Annotated in this window: 3 protein-coding genes; all 3 read right to left on the minus strand. The window is 50.0% G+C overall.

From position 1 onward, the window contains the following. Positions 1 to 97: 97 nt before the first annotated feature. From NKT06_RS27475 to NKT06_RS27485, 3 genes are read right to left on the minus strand one after another with little or no spacing between them, the layout of a single operon-like run. Positions 98 to 11,035, minus strand: a complete 10,938-nt coding sequence (locus NKT06_RS27475) for a non-ribosomal peptide synthetase (protein ID WP_253441077.1) — start codon at positions 11,033 to 11,035, stop codon at positions 98 to 100. A gap of 24 nt (positions 11,036 to 11,059) precedes the next feature. Further along, positions 11,060 to 12,763 (minus strand): ABC transporter ATP-binding protein, encoded by a 1,704-nt coding sequence (locus NKT06_RS27480; protein ID WP_253441079.1) that lies wholly within the window; start codon positions 12,761 to 12,763, stop codon positions 11,060 to 11,062. Beyond that, a complete protein-coding gene (locus NKT06_RS27485) occupies positions 12,750 to 20,531 on the minus strand; it encodes a non-ribosomal peptide synthetase (RefSeq protein ID WP_253441081.1) in 7,782 nt (2,593 codons plus the stop codon). Before NKT06_RS27485 ends, NKT06_RS27480 begins: the two co-directional genes overlap by 14 nt. Positions 20,532 to 20,545 lie beyond the last annotated feature (14 nt).

Here is a 20,545-nt window from a genome sequence, read left to right on the forward strand (position 1 = left end):
AAAAGAAATCTAAATTAAACAACAGTTCTCCCTCACAAATGCGTGAAAGAAAACTGTTGTTTGACGTTCCTTTATATAAATCGACTGAATGATTGAACTAGACTCTCTCCGTTAACAAATCTGAGATGCAAACATCCAGGTAATTCTTCAAGGCGTTCCCCTGTCCCTTTCTGCAAAAAGAACTCATCTGGAACTCGCCAAGCGGCGTCAGGTAGACATTCGTTATCATCCCACCAGCCTGCCCGGCAACATCCACTGTCTCCGGCGAAGCGGCGATTTGGGTTGTGGCATGTTGATACACTGCAAGATAGTTATAGATGGGTATATTCATTTTGCCTGGGTAAACAGCCTCGAAGACAGAGGATACCATTGGATACCGATCCCGAATATGAGGTTCAGTCAGCAAGGAAGCCATGTTGATTTTATGCTTTCTCAAGAACCGGATCTGCTCCTCCATCTGACTAATACATGGTTGCTCTAACTGGGTGTCTACCACACTCGGTACAAAATCGATAAATTCACCAATATAATCATGATAATGCTCCTGATCGTAGGCTCGGCCCGCTTGCACAAGAAGAACCGGAATACGGGCATTCGGATAGACCTGTTTTAACATTTCACCATATACCCTGCTTGGCAGTTCCCACGCAAGCGAGTGCACATGACTGGATGCAAGGACATCCATGTTATACGTGTAGCTGAACGTCTCCCACTCATGCTCTTCTGCAAACTGTTGATATTGTTGTACAGCTTGAACGAATTCACCCAATCGCAATACAGAATGAATCTCTTCTTGTGTGGTATTGACGGGGCCTTGCTCTACCTGCTGAACATATTTCATGTAATCGTATACGAGCGATGGAGTCTCTTGCTCTCTCGGTGCTTCATCGCGGTCTTGATATAACTCTGTCAACTGACTGTAGAAGCTCTCATGACTCATTCCGTCAAACACAAGATGCGTACACAACATCAACAAAGTAAAGGTATTCGTTGAGGTCTTGATTAACATCATAGTTTGAGTCGGGAATAATCCAGTATACTGTTCATCCAAATCATAGATGGAGTATAAGCTTCGCGCATGGTTTATAACGGATTGCTGTTCCTCTTCTGTATGTCGCGTCAGATCAAGTAAAGGAATGTGCACCTCATCCGGACATGACAAAATATGAATTTCGTTATTTTGTTTTTGTATGACTGCTCTTAATAACGAATGTCGATACATCATGTGTCGCACAGCTCTATTCAATCGCTTCGAATCGAGTGGCTCGGCAAATGTGATCTCAGCCATGCTCGATCTAATCCCCATATCGTAGGAGCACTTCTGAATTGGCGACATGGGTATAATGCTTTCGAAAGGTTGCGATGAGACCCGACCGGCATATTCAATTAGAGCCTTACGGATATCTTCTTCCCCAATGCTCAACTCACTAGGCAGGTATTTCCCCTCAAGCAGGGACTCAGAAGGACTCCCTTTCTGTGAATTCCCCAAGTTCGGTACTAACATGCCATCTCTATTCAAACTCTTCAAATGCTGGCTAAACATCGCAATCGAAGGATGATTCAATAAATGGACAATGGTAGTTCGATAACCTTCCTCACGCAATTTTGCCAAAATCCGCATCGCTTTGATTGAATCTCCCCCTCGTTTGAAGAAATCATCATGGATGCCGATCTGTTCCGTGCCAAGCACCTGTGAAAATAATCCTGCTATATGAATTTCATGTTCGTCCCTCGGCGCTACGTAAGCTTGCTGACTGTTAAATGTTGGTTCAGGCAAGCTGCGGCGATCCAGCTTACCGTTGCTTGTCAGCGGCAGTTTTTCCAGTACCATCAGACTTGCCGGCACCATATAACTCGGCATAGCCTGACTCAGCCCTGTTTTGATAGATCCCAAATCAAGGGGGTGCCCTCCAGATCCCCCGCCAACGACGTATGCACTCAGGTATCGGTCCCCGGTTGGATCTTGCTGCACAATGACAACAGCATCCTGCACACCCGGTTGCTTCATCAGTACATTTTCGATCTCCTTCAGTTCGATCCGGTAACCCCTGATTTTCACCTGATCGTCCAATCGTCCAAGATACTCCACGTTCCCATCCGGCAACCACCGAGCGATATCCCCCGAACGATACATCCGCTCTCCGGGCTCATACGGGTTCTCTACAAATTTAACCTGTGTTAACTCCGGACGATTGACATACCCCCTGGCTACGCCCGCTCCAGCAACGCACAATTCACCAGGCATGCCGACACCACATAGTCGATCTCCGTTCAGGATATATAACCTTAAAGTTGGAATCGCTCGCCCAATATTGTTCAAACCCAGGGCCAATTCACCAGAGCCAATTCGCTTATGGGTGACGTGCACTGTAGTCTCCGTGATTCCATACATATTGATGAGTTCCATCTCGGGGTACTGCTCTTTCCATTTTCCAAGTTTACCGAAATGAAGTGCCTCCCCACCGAATATAATCATGCGGACATGCAATTGCTCATCCCACTGTTCCGCTAACTCCGCGTGCATTAGCTCATAGAAGGAAGAAGGTACCTGATTGAGTACAGTCACCTTTTCCTGCCGCAGCAGCTTCAAGAACGCCGGTGCGTCTCGCGCAATTTCTTTGGATACGATAACCACTTTCCCGCCATACAACAGTGCACCGTACATTTCCCAGACGGAAAAATCAAAGTTATACGCATGAAACTGACTCCATACGTCGTCTTCCATAAAATCAAATGGCATCTGGTCATTGACCATGAGCCGCACGACATTCCGGTGTTCAATCAGCGTTCCTTTGGGCTGTCCGGTTGTTCCTGAAGTATAGATAATATATAGGGCATCCGATGGCACAATACTCACAATGGGATTTTCATTCCGGGATGTGTGCGTGTGCGATATGTCCGAAGCAGAGAAATCAGCAAGCCCTTTATCCAGAACGATGATTGTTCCTTCATAACGAAATGTGGACTCTTCAAGACACTTGCTTGTAGTCAGCAGCATCTGCGCTTGGCTATCCTGAAGCATGTATCCAATTCGCTCCGAAGGAGCGTCCGGGTCCATGGGTAGATATGTGCACCCTGCCTTGACAGCTCCCAAAATTCCAGCTAACATGCCAACATTTCGCTCAAGCAACAGAGCAACCACTGTTTCCTCAGGCCCTTTGCATTCCAATAACCGGTGAGCAACAAGATTTGCTTGTCGGTTCAGCTCGGCATATGTCCATGTTATTTCTCCGTCAGTGGCAGCAATGCGGCCCGGAGCGCGTTTGACCTGTTCTTCAAACAAACTTTTGATGGTTGCCTGCTCCGGATATTGCGCCGGAATCTCGTGTACATTATTAAACAACCACTCTCGCTCTTCTGTAGTAACCATACTCAGCTGATCCAGCCGCAGATCCGAGGCCATGGTTACCTCTTGAATAACCTGTTCATAATGAGCAGCCATTCGACGGACCGTGTCCTCATGGAACAGATCTCGCATATATTCCCATTGCACCAGATAACCCTCCGCAGAGGATGTAATGTTAAGCGTTAAGTCAAATTTGGCCGTTGTTGTATTGCCCTGTACCCCTGTGAAATCAAGATTGCCCTTGATTGGTGATTCTTCTTCCTGATTTTGCAGTACTAACATGACGTCAAAAAGCGGATTTCTGGACAAATCGCGCTGGACCTGCACCTGTTCCACCAGTTCTTCAAACGGATATGTCTGGTGTTCCAGTGCTTTCAGGCTGGTTTCCTGAATTTCCATTAGAAAATCAACATAGGACTTGGCTCCCTTTGGGTAACCTCTTAAAGCCAGGGTGTTAACGAACACTCCTACCGTCGATTCCGTATCCGGATGTACGCGTCCAGATACCGGACTGCCCACAATAATATCCGCTTGGCGGCTGTATTGACTGAGCAGAATCATCAACCCGGATAGCAGCACCATGTATTCCGTTGCTCCCGTTTGACGGCACAGCCGCTGCACCCGGCTGCGTAGGTCCGCCCCCAGTTCCACCGGAACCACTCCGCCTTGGAAACGCTGCATCTGCGGCCGCGGATAGTCCAGCGGCAAATCCAGGATGGGCAGCTCACCGGCAAACTCTCCAACCCAATACGCACGCGCCGCTTCCCGGTCCTGCACTCGCAACCATTCGCTGTAATCCTTGTATTGCACCCTCACCGGTGGAAGGCTCTCCCCCGCATACAATTGGGACAATTCCCGGGTCATGATATTCATGGTGGTCCCATCCGAGATCAGATGGTGCATATCAAACAACAAGGCATGCTCTTCGGCTCCGGTCTTCACCACGTTCAGCCGCAGCAGCGGGGCCTTCCCCACATCAAACGGTCGAACGAACTGCGTCAACAGCGCCTCCTGCACAGCTTCATTGTTCTCCACCTCCGAAGCACTGGCGGAACCCGGCTCTTCCTTCCAGTCGCGGTATTCGATCGCCACGGATACCTCCGGATGAATCCGCTGTACAGCCTGCCCCGCCTCCAGATGGAAGCTGGTTCGCAGGCTTTCATGGCGCTGCACCAAGGTCTGCAGCGCGTGTTGGAGCCGCGCCAGGTCCAGAGAACCCGGCAGATCCAGACGTCCCGGCATATTGTACACCGTACTCGCTGGGTCCATCTGCTGGATGACAAACAGCCGTTGCTGGGCGGATGACATCGGGTAGGTCTCCTGCAGTGGGGCCCGTGGCAGCGGTTCATAAGCCGCTTCCGCACCGCCGCCCAGGCACATGCTCAGCGCCGCAGCGGTCGGATGCTCGAACAGGCTCCGCAGGGGTAACCGAATCCCCGTCCGGGCTTCAAGTTGATTCACTGCCCGGATCGCACGCAGCGAATGTCCACCACGTTCAAAGAAGTGGTCATGAATCCCAACCTCCTCCAGGCCCAGCACCTCCTGAAATACCGCCACGACCTCCGCTTCGGTCTCATTCCGCGGGGCCACGCGTAGCGTGTGTCGCTCATTCCGATCCGGGGCAGGTAAGGCCCGCCGGTCCAGTTTGCCGTTGCGTGTCATCGGCAGCCGGTCCAGCACCACCCAATCTGCCGGCAGCATGTACACGGGCAGCCGCGCCCTCAGCTGCTGACGACCTTCAGCGGCATCCCATCCGGTGATAGCTGTGGGCACCACATACGCACAAAGCTCCTTCTCCCCGGGCATATCTTCGCGGGCCAGCACCACGGCATCGTCCAGCCCCGGCAGGTCACGAAGGGCTCGCTCAATCTCTCCCAGTTCGATGCGGTAGCCCCGAATCTTCACTTGCTCGTCCAGCCGGCCCAGATATTCGACAGTGCCGTCCGGCCGCCAGCGAGCCAAATCTCCGGTCCGGTACACACGTCCTCCCGGCAGATACGGATCCGGTCCAAACCGCTCCTTCGTCAAGGCCGGCAGATTCAGATAACCGCGTGCCACCCCGTCACCGCCAACCACCAATTCACCCGGCATGCCGATGCCGCACAGCTGCTGCCCCTGCATGATATAGGCCGTGCTGTGGCTGATCGGCTGACCAATCGGAATGTTGGCCTCGACCGTATGGATCTCGTACGTAAGGGAAAAGGTCGTATTCTCCGTCGGACCGTACCCGTTGGTCAGGCGAAGCTGCGGATACCGCGTTCGTACCTGCTGGACATGTTTGGCCGACAACGTTTCTCCGCCGACCAACACATGGACCAAGCCTTGAAAAGCATCCAGATAGGTATCGGTAAGATGGTTGAACAGCTGGGCAGTCATCCACATCATCTGGATGTCCTGTTCCTGAATCACCTGAGCCAAACGTTCGCCATCGGTGACGGTCTCCTGCTCCGCCAGCACCAGCCGGCCGCCGTTCAGCAGGGCGCCCCAGATTTCGAAGGTGGACGCATCAAAGCTCAGCGCCCCCGTTTGCAGCATCCGTACGCCCTCCAGCTGCACATAGGTCGTATTTCGCACCAAACGGATGACATTCCGATGCTCCACCATCACCCCTTTGGGCTGTCCTGTCGTCCCCGAGGTATAGATCACATAGGCGATACTGGCCGCATCCGGCTCTGGACGAACATCCGCTTCATCCCCCACCAGCTCTTCATGGGCATGAACCGGACCCCTATCCATGAAGCCGAGGTCCACCGCCCCATTCGCGCAGGCTTGCTCCAGTTCAACCCGCTGGAACCGGTCTGCATCCAGGCCGGGAGCGGCCAAGATATCACGATAAGCCGCGCTGTGCAGCACCGTGCCAATCCCGCCGTCGTCCAGCATGAACTGCAGCCGGGCAGGCGGATCTTCGCTGCTGAGCGGCACATATCCACAGCCACTCTTCAGAATCCCGAGCAGACCCGCGATCGTGTAGATGCTCTTCTGTCCCATCATGCCGACCCGTTGGCCCGGCTGAACCCCTTGCTGACGGAGCGCCTCCCGAATCCGGTTCGCCGCTTGATCCAGCTTGCTATAGGTCATGGACCCCTGCGGGCAGATGACGGCGAGAGCATCCGGCGTCGCTCTCACCTGTTCTTCAAACAACCCATGGATCGTTTGTTCGGAAGGATAAGGCCGGTGTGTATCATTGAATTGATACAATATCTGCGTCTCCTCCTCATCGTTCAAACAGGAGACATCCCCCAGTTTTTGTGAAGGCGTCTCTACAATGGACTTTAGAACAAATTCCAAATGTGAAGCCATTCGCAGAATAGTCTCTTTCTTAAACAAATCCCGTCCATATTCCCAATCGACTTGATAGCCCTGAAGTGAAGATGTGAATTGAAGGGTCAGATCAAACTTTACCGAGCGTTCTCCTGCTTCGCTTTCACCAAATGACATTCCTTCCGCAGTGAGTTCCTCTTCTTCCTGATTTTGCAATACAAACATGACATCAAACAGAGGATGGCGTGATAGATCGCGCTCCATCTGAACCTGATCTGCCAATTCTTCAAAAGGATAGGTTTGATGTTCGTAAGCTTCCAGACTCGCCTTCTGAACTTCTGTTAGAAATTCAAGATACGTCTTTTCAGCCTCTGGACGTGCACGCATAGCAAGCGTATTAACAAATAAACCAACCATCTGCTCCGTATCCTGATGTATCCGACCCGATGCAGGGCTGCCAACGATAATGTCTTCCTGTCTACTGTACTGCCGGAGCAAAATCATCAAACCCGATAAAAGAACCATATACTCTGTTGTCCCTGTTTTGCGGCACAGCTCCTGTATACGATTCCGCAAGTGACTATCCATGTTCCAGGTAATTGCCGCCCCGCGGGGACTTTGTATCTGCGGTCGAGTGTAATCGAGTGGCAGGTCCAACACAGGTAGTTCGCCTTCAAAACGCTTTAGCCAATACGTCTTTTCCTGACTGAGATCACGCCCGCGCAACCATTCACTATAGTCCTTGTAATGCCGTGTAATTGGAGGTAATGCTTCCCCGTTATACAACATGGAGAAATCACGGGTGATGAGATGAATAGTTGTACCGTCAGAGATCAGGTGGTGCATGTCAAACAACAATACATGTTTGGTTTCATCCCATTTCACCAGCCGAAGGCGAAATAATGGAGCCCGGCTTACATTAAATGGACGAACAAAATCCAATAACATATCGTTGCTTCGTTTACTATCTTTTGCTTGCGTGGTCCGGTCAACGATCTCCAGTTCAATGTCTACTGCAGGACTGATGCGCTGTACTGGTTCGCCATCTTTTAGATGAAAACTGGTACGCAAAATTTCGTGCCGCTCTATCAACTGATTTAACGTATGTCTTAAACGCGGTACATCTACACTGCTGTTCAGCTCTATGCTGCCGGGCATATGATATGCCGTATTTGAAGGATCCATTTCATGTATGAAGAACAGACGCTTTTGTGCTGGCGTCATAGGATAGTCTTCCCACTGTGGTGCGACGGGAATGGACTGGTATTCATTTTCAGGCTTATGGATGAGAAGTCGGCTTAATTCTTCTGGTGTAGGATGATCAAATATAGCTTGAAGAGGCAGACGAATACCCACACGACTTTCAATTAGATTCATCACACGGATGGCCCGCAAAGAATGCCCTCCACACTCAAAAAAGTTATCGTGGATTCCTAAGCTGGGTACACCCAATATCTCCTGGAACACTTCAACCACTTGTCGTTCAGTCTCATTACGTGGTGGAATCCATTCCTTTGCTGCAGTAGCCCACTGCGGTTCAGGAAGTGCTTTGCGGTCCAACTTGCCATTTCGGTTAAGGGGAAGTTGATCAAGCGCGATAATGTATGTTGGGATCATATAATCAGGCAGCACTTCCCCCAAAAGGCTGCGGCAGGAGAATGAATCCCAGGCAATAGACTTAACGGGCACAACATAAGCACAAAGATATTTGTCCCCTGAACTGTCCTCCCGGGCTACCACGGCAGCATCGGCCACTTCGCTCTGCAGGCGGAGCACACTCTCTATTTCTCCCAATTCAATACGATATCCGCGAATTTTAACTTGCTCATCCATCCGTCCTAAATACTCAATGGTGCCATTTGGCAGCCATCTAGCCAGGTCACCGGTTCGATATAGACGCTCTCCTGGTTTGTATGGGTCTTGAATAAATCTTTCCTCTGTCAACTCTGTCAGGTTCAAATATCCACGGGCAAGCCCATCGCCGCCGATGCATAATTCTCCTCGAAGCCCTTCCGGTTGTACATTAAGATTCGAATCCAGAATAAATATCCGCGTATTCACTATTGGCTTGCCAATACTTATCGGTTCACCCTCATGAACAAGTTGAATGGTGGACCACACCGTCGTTTCGGTCGGGCCATACATATTGTACAGCTGCCCCTTCCATTGACTGAGCAGGGTCGCTGCCAAATGTCCGGGAAGTGCCTCACCACCCACCAAAATCTGTTGCAGTGATTGTAGCTGTGAAAAGTCTGTGATGCCGCTGATGAGCATTTTCAGCCTAGAGGGTGTCATTTGCATCATATCGATGGCATGCTTCTCAATCAACTTCCTCATTAGAGCAGGATCTTTCTGCTCATTCTCGCTTGCAATGATGATACGCAATCCTTTAATTAGTGACAGAAGAGACTCGACGACAAAAATATCAAATCCCATACTCGTTGAATTAAGCATGGTCTTTCCGGCTTCAAAACCAATCTCTTGATTCATTCCAACGATAAAGTTATGTACGGATCTGTGCTCCAGCATAACTCCTTTTGGCTTGCCCGTTGACCCGGATGTATAGATCAGATACGCCAGATCATCAGCTGATACTTTTGTATCTAAATTGAAAGGACTGAAATCGGCGTATAATGACTCACCAGGATTCAGACACTTTCCCGCAAAATGAAGCTCTATGGCATCCGATTTTTCCTGATTCACTAGTAAAAAACGAGTACCACTGTCCTCCAGCATATATTGAACCCGATCTGCAGGGTGCTCCGGATCAATGGGCAGATATGCTGCTCCCGTCTTCAGAACAGCCAGCATGGAAACCAGCATGTCTGCGGTGCGTCCGACCAGAATCCCAACCACTTCTCCAGGCTTCAACCCTTGAAGCTGTAACGCCCTTGCCAGTTGATTAGCCTTTTCGTTCAACTGCACATAGGACAATGAATGGTCACTGTCAACAAGTGCAATAGCTTCGGGTGAGCGGCTAACTTGTTGCTCAAACAGGGCATGGACTGTCTGATCTTGCGCATAGGGTGTGACAGTCTCCCTATTCATTTCTTCAATCCGTTTCAGTTCCTGATCCGAAATTAAAGCAATCTCATCCAAAGCTTGGTCCGGCTTTTGTACTATCCCATCAATAAGTCGAAGCAACTGTTCCATAAGCTGCTCCATGTTCTGTTCCGTGTAACGGGATGGATCGTACATCAAATCTAACGAGAACACATCCGTAAAGCTAATCATTAAATTAACAGCATAGTTTGTCTGTTCCCGGTAAACGTCCGTTTCAATCTGGAAGATGGATTCCAGTTGTTCGGCCTCTGATTTCTCATGAAAATTCTCAAAAATCATCAACGTGCGAATGGTGTCCGAACCCACTTCGCTGTATGTCTGAACCTCGCCTAAAGAACAATAGTCATGTTTGCCTGACTCAACGGCCTGCCATTGAAGCTGTTTGGCCAAGCGGGTGAAGCTGTAGCCTTGTTCACTTTTCACTCTTACCGGGATGGTATTAATAAACAGACCCACCATCTCTTCAATCCCTCTAAGGGGCGCATTCCGGCCGGAAACCACTTTACCAAATACAACATCTTTGGTACCTGTATGACGCTGAAGCAGCGTTCCCCATACCGTTTCAAAGAAGATGTTGGCAGTTACCTGATGCTGTGCGGACAATCGCGCAATCTGCTCACTAATCTCCTGTGTCAATGGCACTGAAATTCGTTGGACGTCCAGACTCGTGGACGGGTCACTGCCGTTGGAGCCTACTTCAGCAACGGTTTCATAATCAGATAGCAACGACTTCCAGTATGCCAAGCTTTCCTCTTTATTTTGTCGTTTGATCCACTTTACATAATCCTCATAACTCCCGGAACGGACCTTCTCTTCCTGGACAGCCGCCAACAGAGCAGCGTAGGATGTTCCGTTCCGCAATGCCGTATAGTATTGAACAAAGTCAGAACATACGATCGACAGGCACCAGCCATCCATAATGATATGATGAAAACTCCAGATCATTTTGAAATGTCGTTCTCCGCAGGCAAGCACTTTTATTCGCAAAAGCGAATCCTGCTCCAGGTCAAAACCACGTCTTACATCGGCTTCTTTCCACTCCTGAATTGCACGGTGCTGTTCTTCTTGGCTCAGAGCACTCAGGTCCATTTCCTCGAATTCGATTTTCCGCTGATAAAAGAGAACCTGCTGCGGCTTGGATACCTTACGGTACACAATCGCGGTACGAAGCATGGCATGGCGCTCAGCCAACAAATCCAGTGCCTGTCTCGCCCATTCAGATTGAAAATCGGATTGAAGGGTCATCACTTCCTGTACGACATAGCTTGTAGACTGCTCATCCCAGATCTTATGGAAAAGCATACCTTCTTGCGTTGAAGTTAAAGGGTACACGCGCTCAATAACCCTATTTTTTGTTTTCTGCATGTTCGACCTTCCTTCATCAACGGATTAGAACGTAACATTGTACAAGGAGTAGAATACGCCTTGTTTTTCCAAAAGTTCTTCAAAGGAACCTTTCTCCACCAAACGCCCGTTTTTCATCATCAGAATTTCGTCATACATGACCAGCGTTGTGGCATTCAACTTGTGGGTGACCACGACCCTCGTTGTGTTCTCCAGTTTCAGAATCGAATTCTCAATGGCACGTGATGTTTCGTTATCGAGTGATGAAGTCGCTTCATCCAGAAGAAGTACGGGCGTATCCTTGATCAATGCCCGTGCAATGGATACACGTTGCTTTTCTCCGCCCGATAGATGAATACCGTTCTCCCCACAATCGAAATCTGCCCCTCTCCGCTCAATGAACTCGTTCAATCCGGACATGGAGATAGCCTTCGCCAAACGTTCCTCGGAATAATCCTTATATAACAGAATGTTGCTCTTCAACGGAGCATCAAACATAAATACCTCTTGCTGAATGACGGATACATTCTCGTAAAGGCTCGCAGGAGCAATGGATTTAAGTTCAACATCATCAAACTGGATAGAGCCCTGGTAAGCATCGTAATATCCCATCAGCAGATTTAGCAGGGTAGATTTACCGCTCCCGCTTAGCCCGACGACTGCGTAAGATTTGTTTTTATCAATAACAAAATTCAAATCGGACAATACATTCTTCTCACCATCAAACGAATAAGACACGTTCTCAAATGTAATTTTGTTGTTAAAACGTTCCATCGCAAGCCCTTGCTCCTTCTCTTCGGTATTCAGCATCATACTGTCGATCTTGTCGATGAGCACAGCCCCTGCTTTTCGCTTGTTCACAGCTTCCGAGAGAATGATAATGGGGCCAAGCATATAATTGATCAATTGAATGTATGCCATCACCTCACCAACGGTAATGTTGCCCTGAATAGCCAGCAGCACCCCGAAAGCGATCGTTCCGATAAACATGATAAATCCGGTCACTTCTGTGAGCGTCTGAATCAGGCCCTGGACATCATACAGCTTTCTTTTTTTGCCTTCCAGCTCACCGTTCATGACAGAGAGAGCTTTGGCTACCTCCCGCTCAACCCCAAAGCTTTTAATTACGGTAAAGCCATTGAATATATCCTTGATGGAGGTCGTAAATCCTTCGTTACGATGAGATACTTCTGTCTGACTTCGCTCTACCTTTCCGTTGAAACAAACCGTTGCCAAAATGGGCAAAATGCTCAGTACGATGACCACGATTGCTATGGCCGCGTTTAGATAGAACATGGCTGACAGCCCCATAATGAACAATGCAATCTGAGAGATGATAATCAGATTTCCACCAACATAATCAACTTCAATGGTTTTCACGTCATTGTTAATCACAGAGATATAACTACCTGTATTCTTTTTGCGAAAATCAGCCAGATCCTTTTGAATGATCCTTTGTAGGATGGCATCCTTATAACCAAAAAGGGCTCGGGTAATATATTTGTTTTTCAAATGATAATGGGCCACATTGAGAAGAAGATAGAGGGCAAGAAGCCCTCCGGTAATCCACATCATTCGAACTAATTCACCTGTCCCCCCGGATACCCCGGTGTCAATCAGAATTTTGAGGATAAAGGCGAGCCCCACGTTCATCGCAGCTATAATTAAAGACAGGACAATAGCTCCAACAAACAGATGTTTGTTCTTAAATAAATAATGTTTAAGCGTAGTAGTCTTAATGCTCCTCACCTCCGTTATATAACTGCAACACACCCTCCAGCTCACTCTCATCCCATTCCAGTTCATCTCCATAGTCCGTGAGCGTGTACCGGGTCTCATTGCTGCCGGAACAATGATTCATGACTTCGATCAGAGCCGCTTGGAAGCATGTACAGAAATGCCGGATGGCTTCCTGTCTCAACGCATTACAGTCATAACCAACTGTGAATTTCAACTGCCCGCCTTCGATCAGACCGTCAATTGTCAGCAGCTTGGGGATCACATTTTCTGCTGCATTCATGAGGCCTGAGCTTAATCGGGAGAATGTGAAAGCTCCTGCTTCCTGATCCATATCTCCCAGATAGTTGAAACTTACTTGAACATTCAAATCTTCTGCATTCAGAAAAACCTCAGGTTCGTCCATGTGTTTGAGTAACCCATAACCAAGCCCGCCATTAGGTACTTTTCTTAATTGATCTTTGGTAGATGCAATAATGGTCCCTATATCTGCACCATGCTCAGCTTCCAGCAAAATTGGATACATATTCGTGAACCATCCAACTGTACGGTCCGTCAGGATCTCGACGTGAATCGGATGTCTACCGTGACTTTCCAGTTCAACGGCCATACGTTCCTTGCCAAAGCCATTTCTCATTGCCATGCCGAGAGAAACAAGCAGCAGATCATTAATCTCCGTGTTGTATGCCTTGCTGCATTCATGTACCAAGGTGTAGGTTTGCTCTGCAGTAAGTTCAACCTGTTCATTTAAAACCTTGATGGAAGAAGCATTTGCTTCCTGACCTTCAGGAGCTAGCTCCTCCGCCTGCTTAATCTGTTGTATCAGGTCGCTCCAGAATGGAACTTCCCTTTTCAAGTGATGACTTGCCGCGTAGGCTGTCAATTGTTCTGACCAGAGCTGCATGGATGCCGTCTTGGCTGGCAATTCCACACGTTCACCGGCTAGACTACCGAAGTATAGGGAGTTGAAATCCTCCAGCAAGATACGCCATGATACCCCGTCGACAACCAGATGATGAATACAGATGAACATATGGGAGCCATTGGATGTATGGAAGATGGCTGCCTTCATCAGTGGACCGGCATGCAAGTCCATGCTTTGCTGAATCTGATTGCAGCTCTGTTCAATCAAGCTTGCCAATTGGTTTTCAGCCATGCCAGCATATTCATAAATCTCCAACTCATGCCCTGAACCTTCCGTAACAGGACGAACTCTTGGCAATTGGCCCGTTTCAAAAACGGTACGCAAAGCATCATGGTGGATTACCAGTTGGCTCAGGGCTGCATCAACATATTGATCGTGCAGTCTTTCCAATGAATGCATCAAGACAGCCTGATTAAAATGAGCGGGCTCCGCCAGATTCCATTCCCAAAACTCCTTTTGGATCGGGGTTAACTGGACCGGACCCTCTACCTCCACTTGATACTGCTGCATCTGGCTAATGGATGCGATCTCCAGCATACTGCTGAGCGTCCGAATATCGCCATGCTGAAGCAGCATACGGTTTTCAATGACAATTCCCTGTTCCCTCGCTTTGGATATGATCCGAATGGCCTTAATCGAATCTCCTCCCAGTTCGAAGAAATTATCGTCTATTCCGACTGCAGCGGCACCCAAAACATCCTGAAAAGCTTGAACCAGCAACTCTTCTGTTTCATTACGAGGTGCAACGTGTACCCGGCTTGTCTTACGTTCGGGTTCGGGAAGAGTATGGCGATCCAACTTTCCGTTCTGGTTCACAGGCAATCGATCCAGTTTGACGATAAACGGAGGGACCATAAAGTCGGGTAATTCTTGTCGAAGTAAAGCTTTGAATTGATCCGAGTCCAACGGCTCGTTGGCTTTTGTAACCACATAAGCACAGATGTATCGTTCTCCCACATGATCGGTACGGGCCATGACAGCGGCATCGTCAATCATGGCTTGTCTGCGAATAGCTGCTTCAATCTCACCAAGCTCCATTCGATATCCGCGTATTTTGACCTGATCATCAAGCCTGCCGAGATACTCTACATCGCCATTCGGCAGCCATCGGGCCAAGTCACCTGTAGCGTACATCTTGGCTCCTGGAACGTAAGGGTCCGAGATGAATTTTTGTTGATTTAAATCCGGGCGGTTCCAATAACCTTGAGCCACACCTGCTCCGCTGATGAACAATTCTCCCTGCACCCCAGCAGGAAGCATCTGACGTTGCTCGTTCATAATATAGAGTCTTGTGTTGGGTGTAGGCTTTCCAATGCTGATCCGCTCCCCAAGTTGGATCTCTTTCACTGTAGCGTATACCGTTGTTTCCGTTGGACCATACATATTGAGTAATCTACAGTTCATGTGTTTGAGAATGTTCTCCGCCAAGTGATCAGGCAAAGGTTCACCTGCTAAAATAATATCCTTCACCTGCCGAAACGCGGAGTAGTCGTTCATGCCTTCAAGCATCATCTTCATTCTGGAAGGTGTCGTCTGAATAAGATCGACGGCATGTTGTTCAATTAAAGCTCGAAGCGCAAACGGGTTCTTCTGTTCATTTTCGTCTGTAATGACGATACGCAGTCCCTTGATTAGGGCAACGATGGATTCAATCACAAAAATATCAAATGAAATATTGGTCACATTCAATATGGTTCGACGCTCATGAAACGGAATGATCTGGTCCATCCCTGCGATCAGGTTACTGACGGAACGTTGTTCCAGCACGACACCTTTCGGCTTGCCAGTAGAACCAGATGTATAGATGAGATACGCACGGTCCCCGGACCCGACCTGGATTTCGAGATTTGTGCAATCCGCCCCATAATTGGAGGCTGAAGTTACATCAATCATATGGCCCTGGAATTCTCCAAGATAGGCAGAGCGATAAGCAGGTTCAGTTAAAAGAACACGAGCACCACTGTCTTCCATCATGTACATTATTCGATCAGCCGGATATTCCGGATCAATCGGAAGATAAGCCGCACCCGCCTTCAGTACAGCCAATATGGAGATGATCATCTCCATATTTCGGCTTACCAGAATGCCCACAAATTCGTTCTGCTCACTAGTCGCATCCTGAATGGATCTGGCCAATTGATTAACTCTGCGATTCAGATCACCGTAAGTCATTTCCTCTTCCTTATATATAAGTGCAATACGTTCAGGCGTAAGTCGAACACGTTCCTCAAATTGGATATGAACAGGTTGTTCCGAAGGATACGGCACAGGAGCCGGGTTGAAATCAGCGACCATTGCGGCGCATTCCTCCGGTGTCATCAGACTCATCTGTCCTAATGGTTGTTCGGGCCATTCAGTCAATACATGAAGGATGCGCTGATAGTGAACGGACATCCGCTGGATCGTCTCTTCTGCAAACAGATCCCTAACGAATTCCCACTGGACTAGATATCCTTCAGCAGAGAAACTCATGTTCAAAGTTAAATCAAACTTGACGCTCTGCAGGTCTTCATCTCGCTCCTTCGAAAGCACATGATCAACCATCAGGTTCTCCTGCCCTTGATTCTGCAAGATAAACATGACGTCAAAAAGCGGATTGCGGGACAAATCGCGCTGGACCTGCACCTGTTCCACCAGTTCTTCGAATGGATATGTCTGGTGTTCCAGTGCTTTCAGGCTGGTTTCCTTAATCTCGTGCAGAAAATCGAGATAACGCTTCGAACTTTCCGGCCTCCCTCGCAGAGCCAGGGTGTTCACGAACAGTCCTACTGTGGACTCCGTATCCGGATGCACGCGTCCAGATACCGGACTGCCCACAATAATATCCGCTTGGCGGCTGTATTGACTGAGCAGAATCATCAACCCGGACAGCAGCACCATGTATTCCGTTGCTCCTGTCTGACGGCACAGCCGCTGCACCCGGCTGCGCAGGTCCGCCCCCAGTTCCACTGAAACCACTCCGCCCCGGAAACGCTGCATCTGCGGCCGCGGATAGTCCAGCGGCAAATCCAGGATGGGCAGCTCACCGGCAAACTCTCCAACCCAATACGCACGCGCCGCTTCCCGGTCCTGCACTCGCAACCATTCGCTGTAATCCTTGTATTGCACCATCACCGGTGGAAGGCTCTCCCCCGCATACAATTGGGACAATTCCCGGGTCATGATATTCATGGTGGTCCCATCCGAGATCAGATGGTGCATATCAAACAACAAGGCGTGCTCTTCAGCTCCGGTCTTCACCACGTTCAGCCGCAGCAGCGGGGCCTTCCCCACATCAAACGGTCGAACGAACTGCGTCAACAGCGCCTCCTGCACAGCTTCATTGTTCTCCACCTCCGAAGCACTGGCGGAACCCGGCTCTTCCTTCCAGTCGCGGTATTCGATCGCCACGGATACCTCCGGATGAATCCGCTGTACAGCCTGCCCCGCCTCCAGATGGAAGCTGGTTCGCAGGCTTTCATGGCGCTGCACCAAGGTCTGCAGCGCGTGTTGGAGCCGCGCCAGGTCCAGAGAACCCGGCAGATCCAGACGTCCCGGCATATTGTACACCGTACTCGCTGGGTCCATCTGCTGGATCACAAACAGCCGTTGCTGGGCGGATGACATCGGGTAGGTCTCCTGCAGTGGGGCCCGTGGCAGCGGTTCATAAGCCGCTTCCGCACCGCCGCCCAAGCACATACTCAGCGCCGCAGCGGTCGGATGTTCGAACAGGCTCCGCAGGGGTAACCGCATCCCCGTCCGGGTTTCAAGTTGATTCACTGCCCGGATCGCACGCAGCGAATGTCCACCACGTTCGAAGAAGTGGTCATGAATCCCAACCTCCTCCAGGCCCAGCACCTCCTGAAATACCGCCACGACCTCCGCTTCGGTCTCATTCCGCGGGGCCACGCGTAGCGTGTGTCGCTCATTCCGATCCGGGGCAGGCAAGGCCCGCCGGTCCAGTTTGCCGTTGCGTGTCATCGGCAGCCGTTCCAGCACCACCCAATCTGCCGGCAGCATGTACACGGGCAGCCGCGCCCTCAGCTGCTGACGACCTTCAGCGGCATCCCATCCGGTGATTGCTGTGGGCACCACATACGCACAAAGCTCCTTCTCCCCGGGCATATCTTCGCGGGCCAGCACTACGGCATCGTCCAGCCCCGGCAGGTCACGAAGGGCTCGCTCAATCTCTCCCAGTTCGATGCGGTAGCCCCGAATCTTCACTTGCTCGTCCAGCCGGCCCAGATATTCGACAGTGCCGTCCGGCCGCCAGCGGGCCAAATCTCCGGTCCGGTACACACGCCCTCCCGGGAGATACGGATCCGGTCCAAACCGCTCCTTCGTCAAGGCCGGCAGATTCAGATAACCGCGTGCCACCCCGTCACCACCAACCACCAATTCACCCGGCATGCCGATGCCACACAGCTGTTGCCCTTGCATGATATAGGCGGTGCTGTGGCTGATCGGCTGACCAATCGGAATGTTGGCCTCGACCGTATGGATCTCGTACGTGAGGGAAAAGGTCGTATTCTCCGTCGGACCGTACCCGTTGGTCAGGCGAAGTTGCGGATACCGCGTTCGTACCTGCTGGACATGTTTGGCCGACAACGTTTCTCCGCCGACCAACACATGGACCAAGCCTTGAAAAGCATCCAGATAGGTATCGGTAAGGTGGTTGAACAGCTGGGCAGTCATCCACATCATCTGGATGTCCTGTTCCTGAATCACCTGAGCCAAACGTTCGCCATCGGTGACGGTCTCCTGCTCCGCCAGCACCAGCCGGCCGCCGTTCAGCAGGGCGCCCCAGATTTCGAAGGTAGACGCATCAAAGCTCAGCGCCCCCGTTTGCAGCATCCGTACGCCCTCCAACTGCACATAGGTCGTATTTCGCACCAAACGGACGACATTCCGATGCTCCACCATCACCCCTTTGGGCTGTCCCGTCGTCCCCGAGGTATAGATCACATAGGCGATACTGGCCGCATCCGGTTCTGGACGAACATCCGCTTCATCCGCTACCAGCTCTTCATGGGCATGGACCGGCCCCCTATCCCGGAAGCCGAAGTCCACCGCCCCATTCGCGCAGGCTTGCTCCAGTTCAACCCGCTGGAACCGGTCTGTATCCAGGCCGGGAGCGGTCAAGATATCACGATAAGCCTCGCTGTGCAGCACCGTGCCAATCCCGCCGTCGTCCAGCATGAACTGCAGCCGGGCAGGCGGATCTTCGCTGCTGAGCGGCACATATCCGCAACCACTCTTCAGAATCCCGAGCAGACCCGCGATCGTGTAGATGCTCTTCTGTCCCAGCATGCCGACCCGTTCGCCCGGCTGAACCCCTTGCTGACGGAGCGCCTCCCGAATCCGGTTCGCCGCTTGATCCAGCTCGCTATAGGTCATGGACCCCTGCGGGCAGATGACGGCGAGAGCATCCGGTGTCGCTCTCACCTGTTCTTCAAACAACCCATGAATCGTTTGTTCGGAAGGATAAGCCCGATGTGTATCATTGAATGCATACAATATCTGCTGTTCTTCTTCGGGTGAAAGCAGACTGAATTCCCACTTTTTACGTTCAGCATTTTCGGCCATACCAATCAGGATCATCTGAAGTACTCGCATGACTTGTTCCATCTCGCTGCGGATAAACTGATTGGGATCATACATGAGTTCCATCTGAAGCAGGTCATCCAGATAAACTACTAGTGAGACCGGATAACTGGTCTGCTCTTCAAGACTTTCAATCTCCATTGTAATACCGTCCATATTGCTAGAGTCCAAGTCGGAATGATAGTTTTCAAACGCCACCAGCGTCTGGATTAATCGACCTTTAAGCAGGCTCTGATCCTGTATTTCTGTTAATGGACAATAATCATATTGCCCCGTTTCAATCGCTTGTTCCTGAACACGCCGAATCACCTCTGTCATCAGTTGTCCTTCTGGACACTGAACGCGAACGGGTACGGTGTTGATGAATAATCCCACTGTTTCTTCAATACCTGACAGATTTGCATTTCTTCCTGATACCACTTTGCCAAAGACCGCATCATCAGTGCCGTTATATGCCTGAAGCAGTACTCCCCACGCGGTTTCAACAATCGTATTGACAGTAACATTCAGACGTGAAGCAAGGCGGGCAACCGCCTGACTGTTTTCTTTACCAAGATCCAGTCGACATACGTCCACTTGTTTCAGTGTTCTCTCTGGTTGCCGAGAAGCATGGAACCCCGTCTGTAAGTCATAGTCATCCAGCAATCGCGTCCAATACTCCATGGCCTTATTTTTATTTTGTACGGACAACCATTTTACATAATCTTCATATTGGGTACTTAACCTAGACATTTCCTCAGCTTCGGCAGTCAAGTCGCTTATTGCTCTTCCCTGATTAATCGCGTTATAACTTGCCATGAAGTCCTTAACAATGATGGACATGCACCAGCCATCCATAATGATATGGTGAAAACTCCACAACATTTTGAACTCGGACTCGCTTAGCTTCATCACGGTAACTCTCATCAGCGGATCTTTCTCAAGGTCAAACCCTCTGTTCAGGTCATCCCTCTTCCAACCCTTCTGACGGATCTGCTGTTCCTCTAAACTACAATCACTGATATCCATAAACGAAAGCTCCAGGGCACGTTCTTTCAGTACAATCTGTCTCGGTTGTCTGATCTTGCGATAGAAGATGGATGTTCTTAATACAGCGTGTTTGCGTGTAAGCAGCATCAGGCAAGCTTCCACTTTATCGAGATCAAGCGATCCCTTCATTCGGACCATATTTTGCACCACATAGCTGGTTGAAGCGTCTTCCACAAGTTTATGGTACAGCATGCCTTCCTGCATGGACGTCAAAGGGTAGATTCTCTCTACATTACTGTTCATGTTTTGCTGCTCTC

Source organism: Paenibacillus sp. 1781tsa1 (genome assembly GCF_024159265.1).
GTDB lineage: Bacteria > Bacillota > Bacilli > Paenibacillales > Paenibacillaceae > Paenibacillus.

Bases quoted from the DNA above. Each gene is read 5' to 3' on its own strand.
- NKT06_RS27475 (WP_253441077.1), bottom strand. From the start codon at position 11,035: ATGCAGAAAACAAAAAATAGGGTTATTGAGCGCGTGTACCCTTTAACT.
- NKT06_RS27485 (WP_253441081.1), bottom strand. From the start codon at position 20,531: ATGAACAGTAATGTAGAGAGAATCTACCCTTTGACGTCCATGCAGGAA.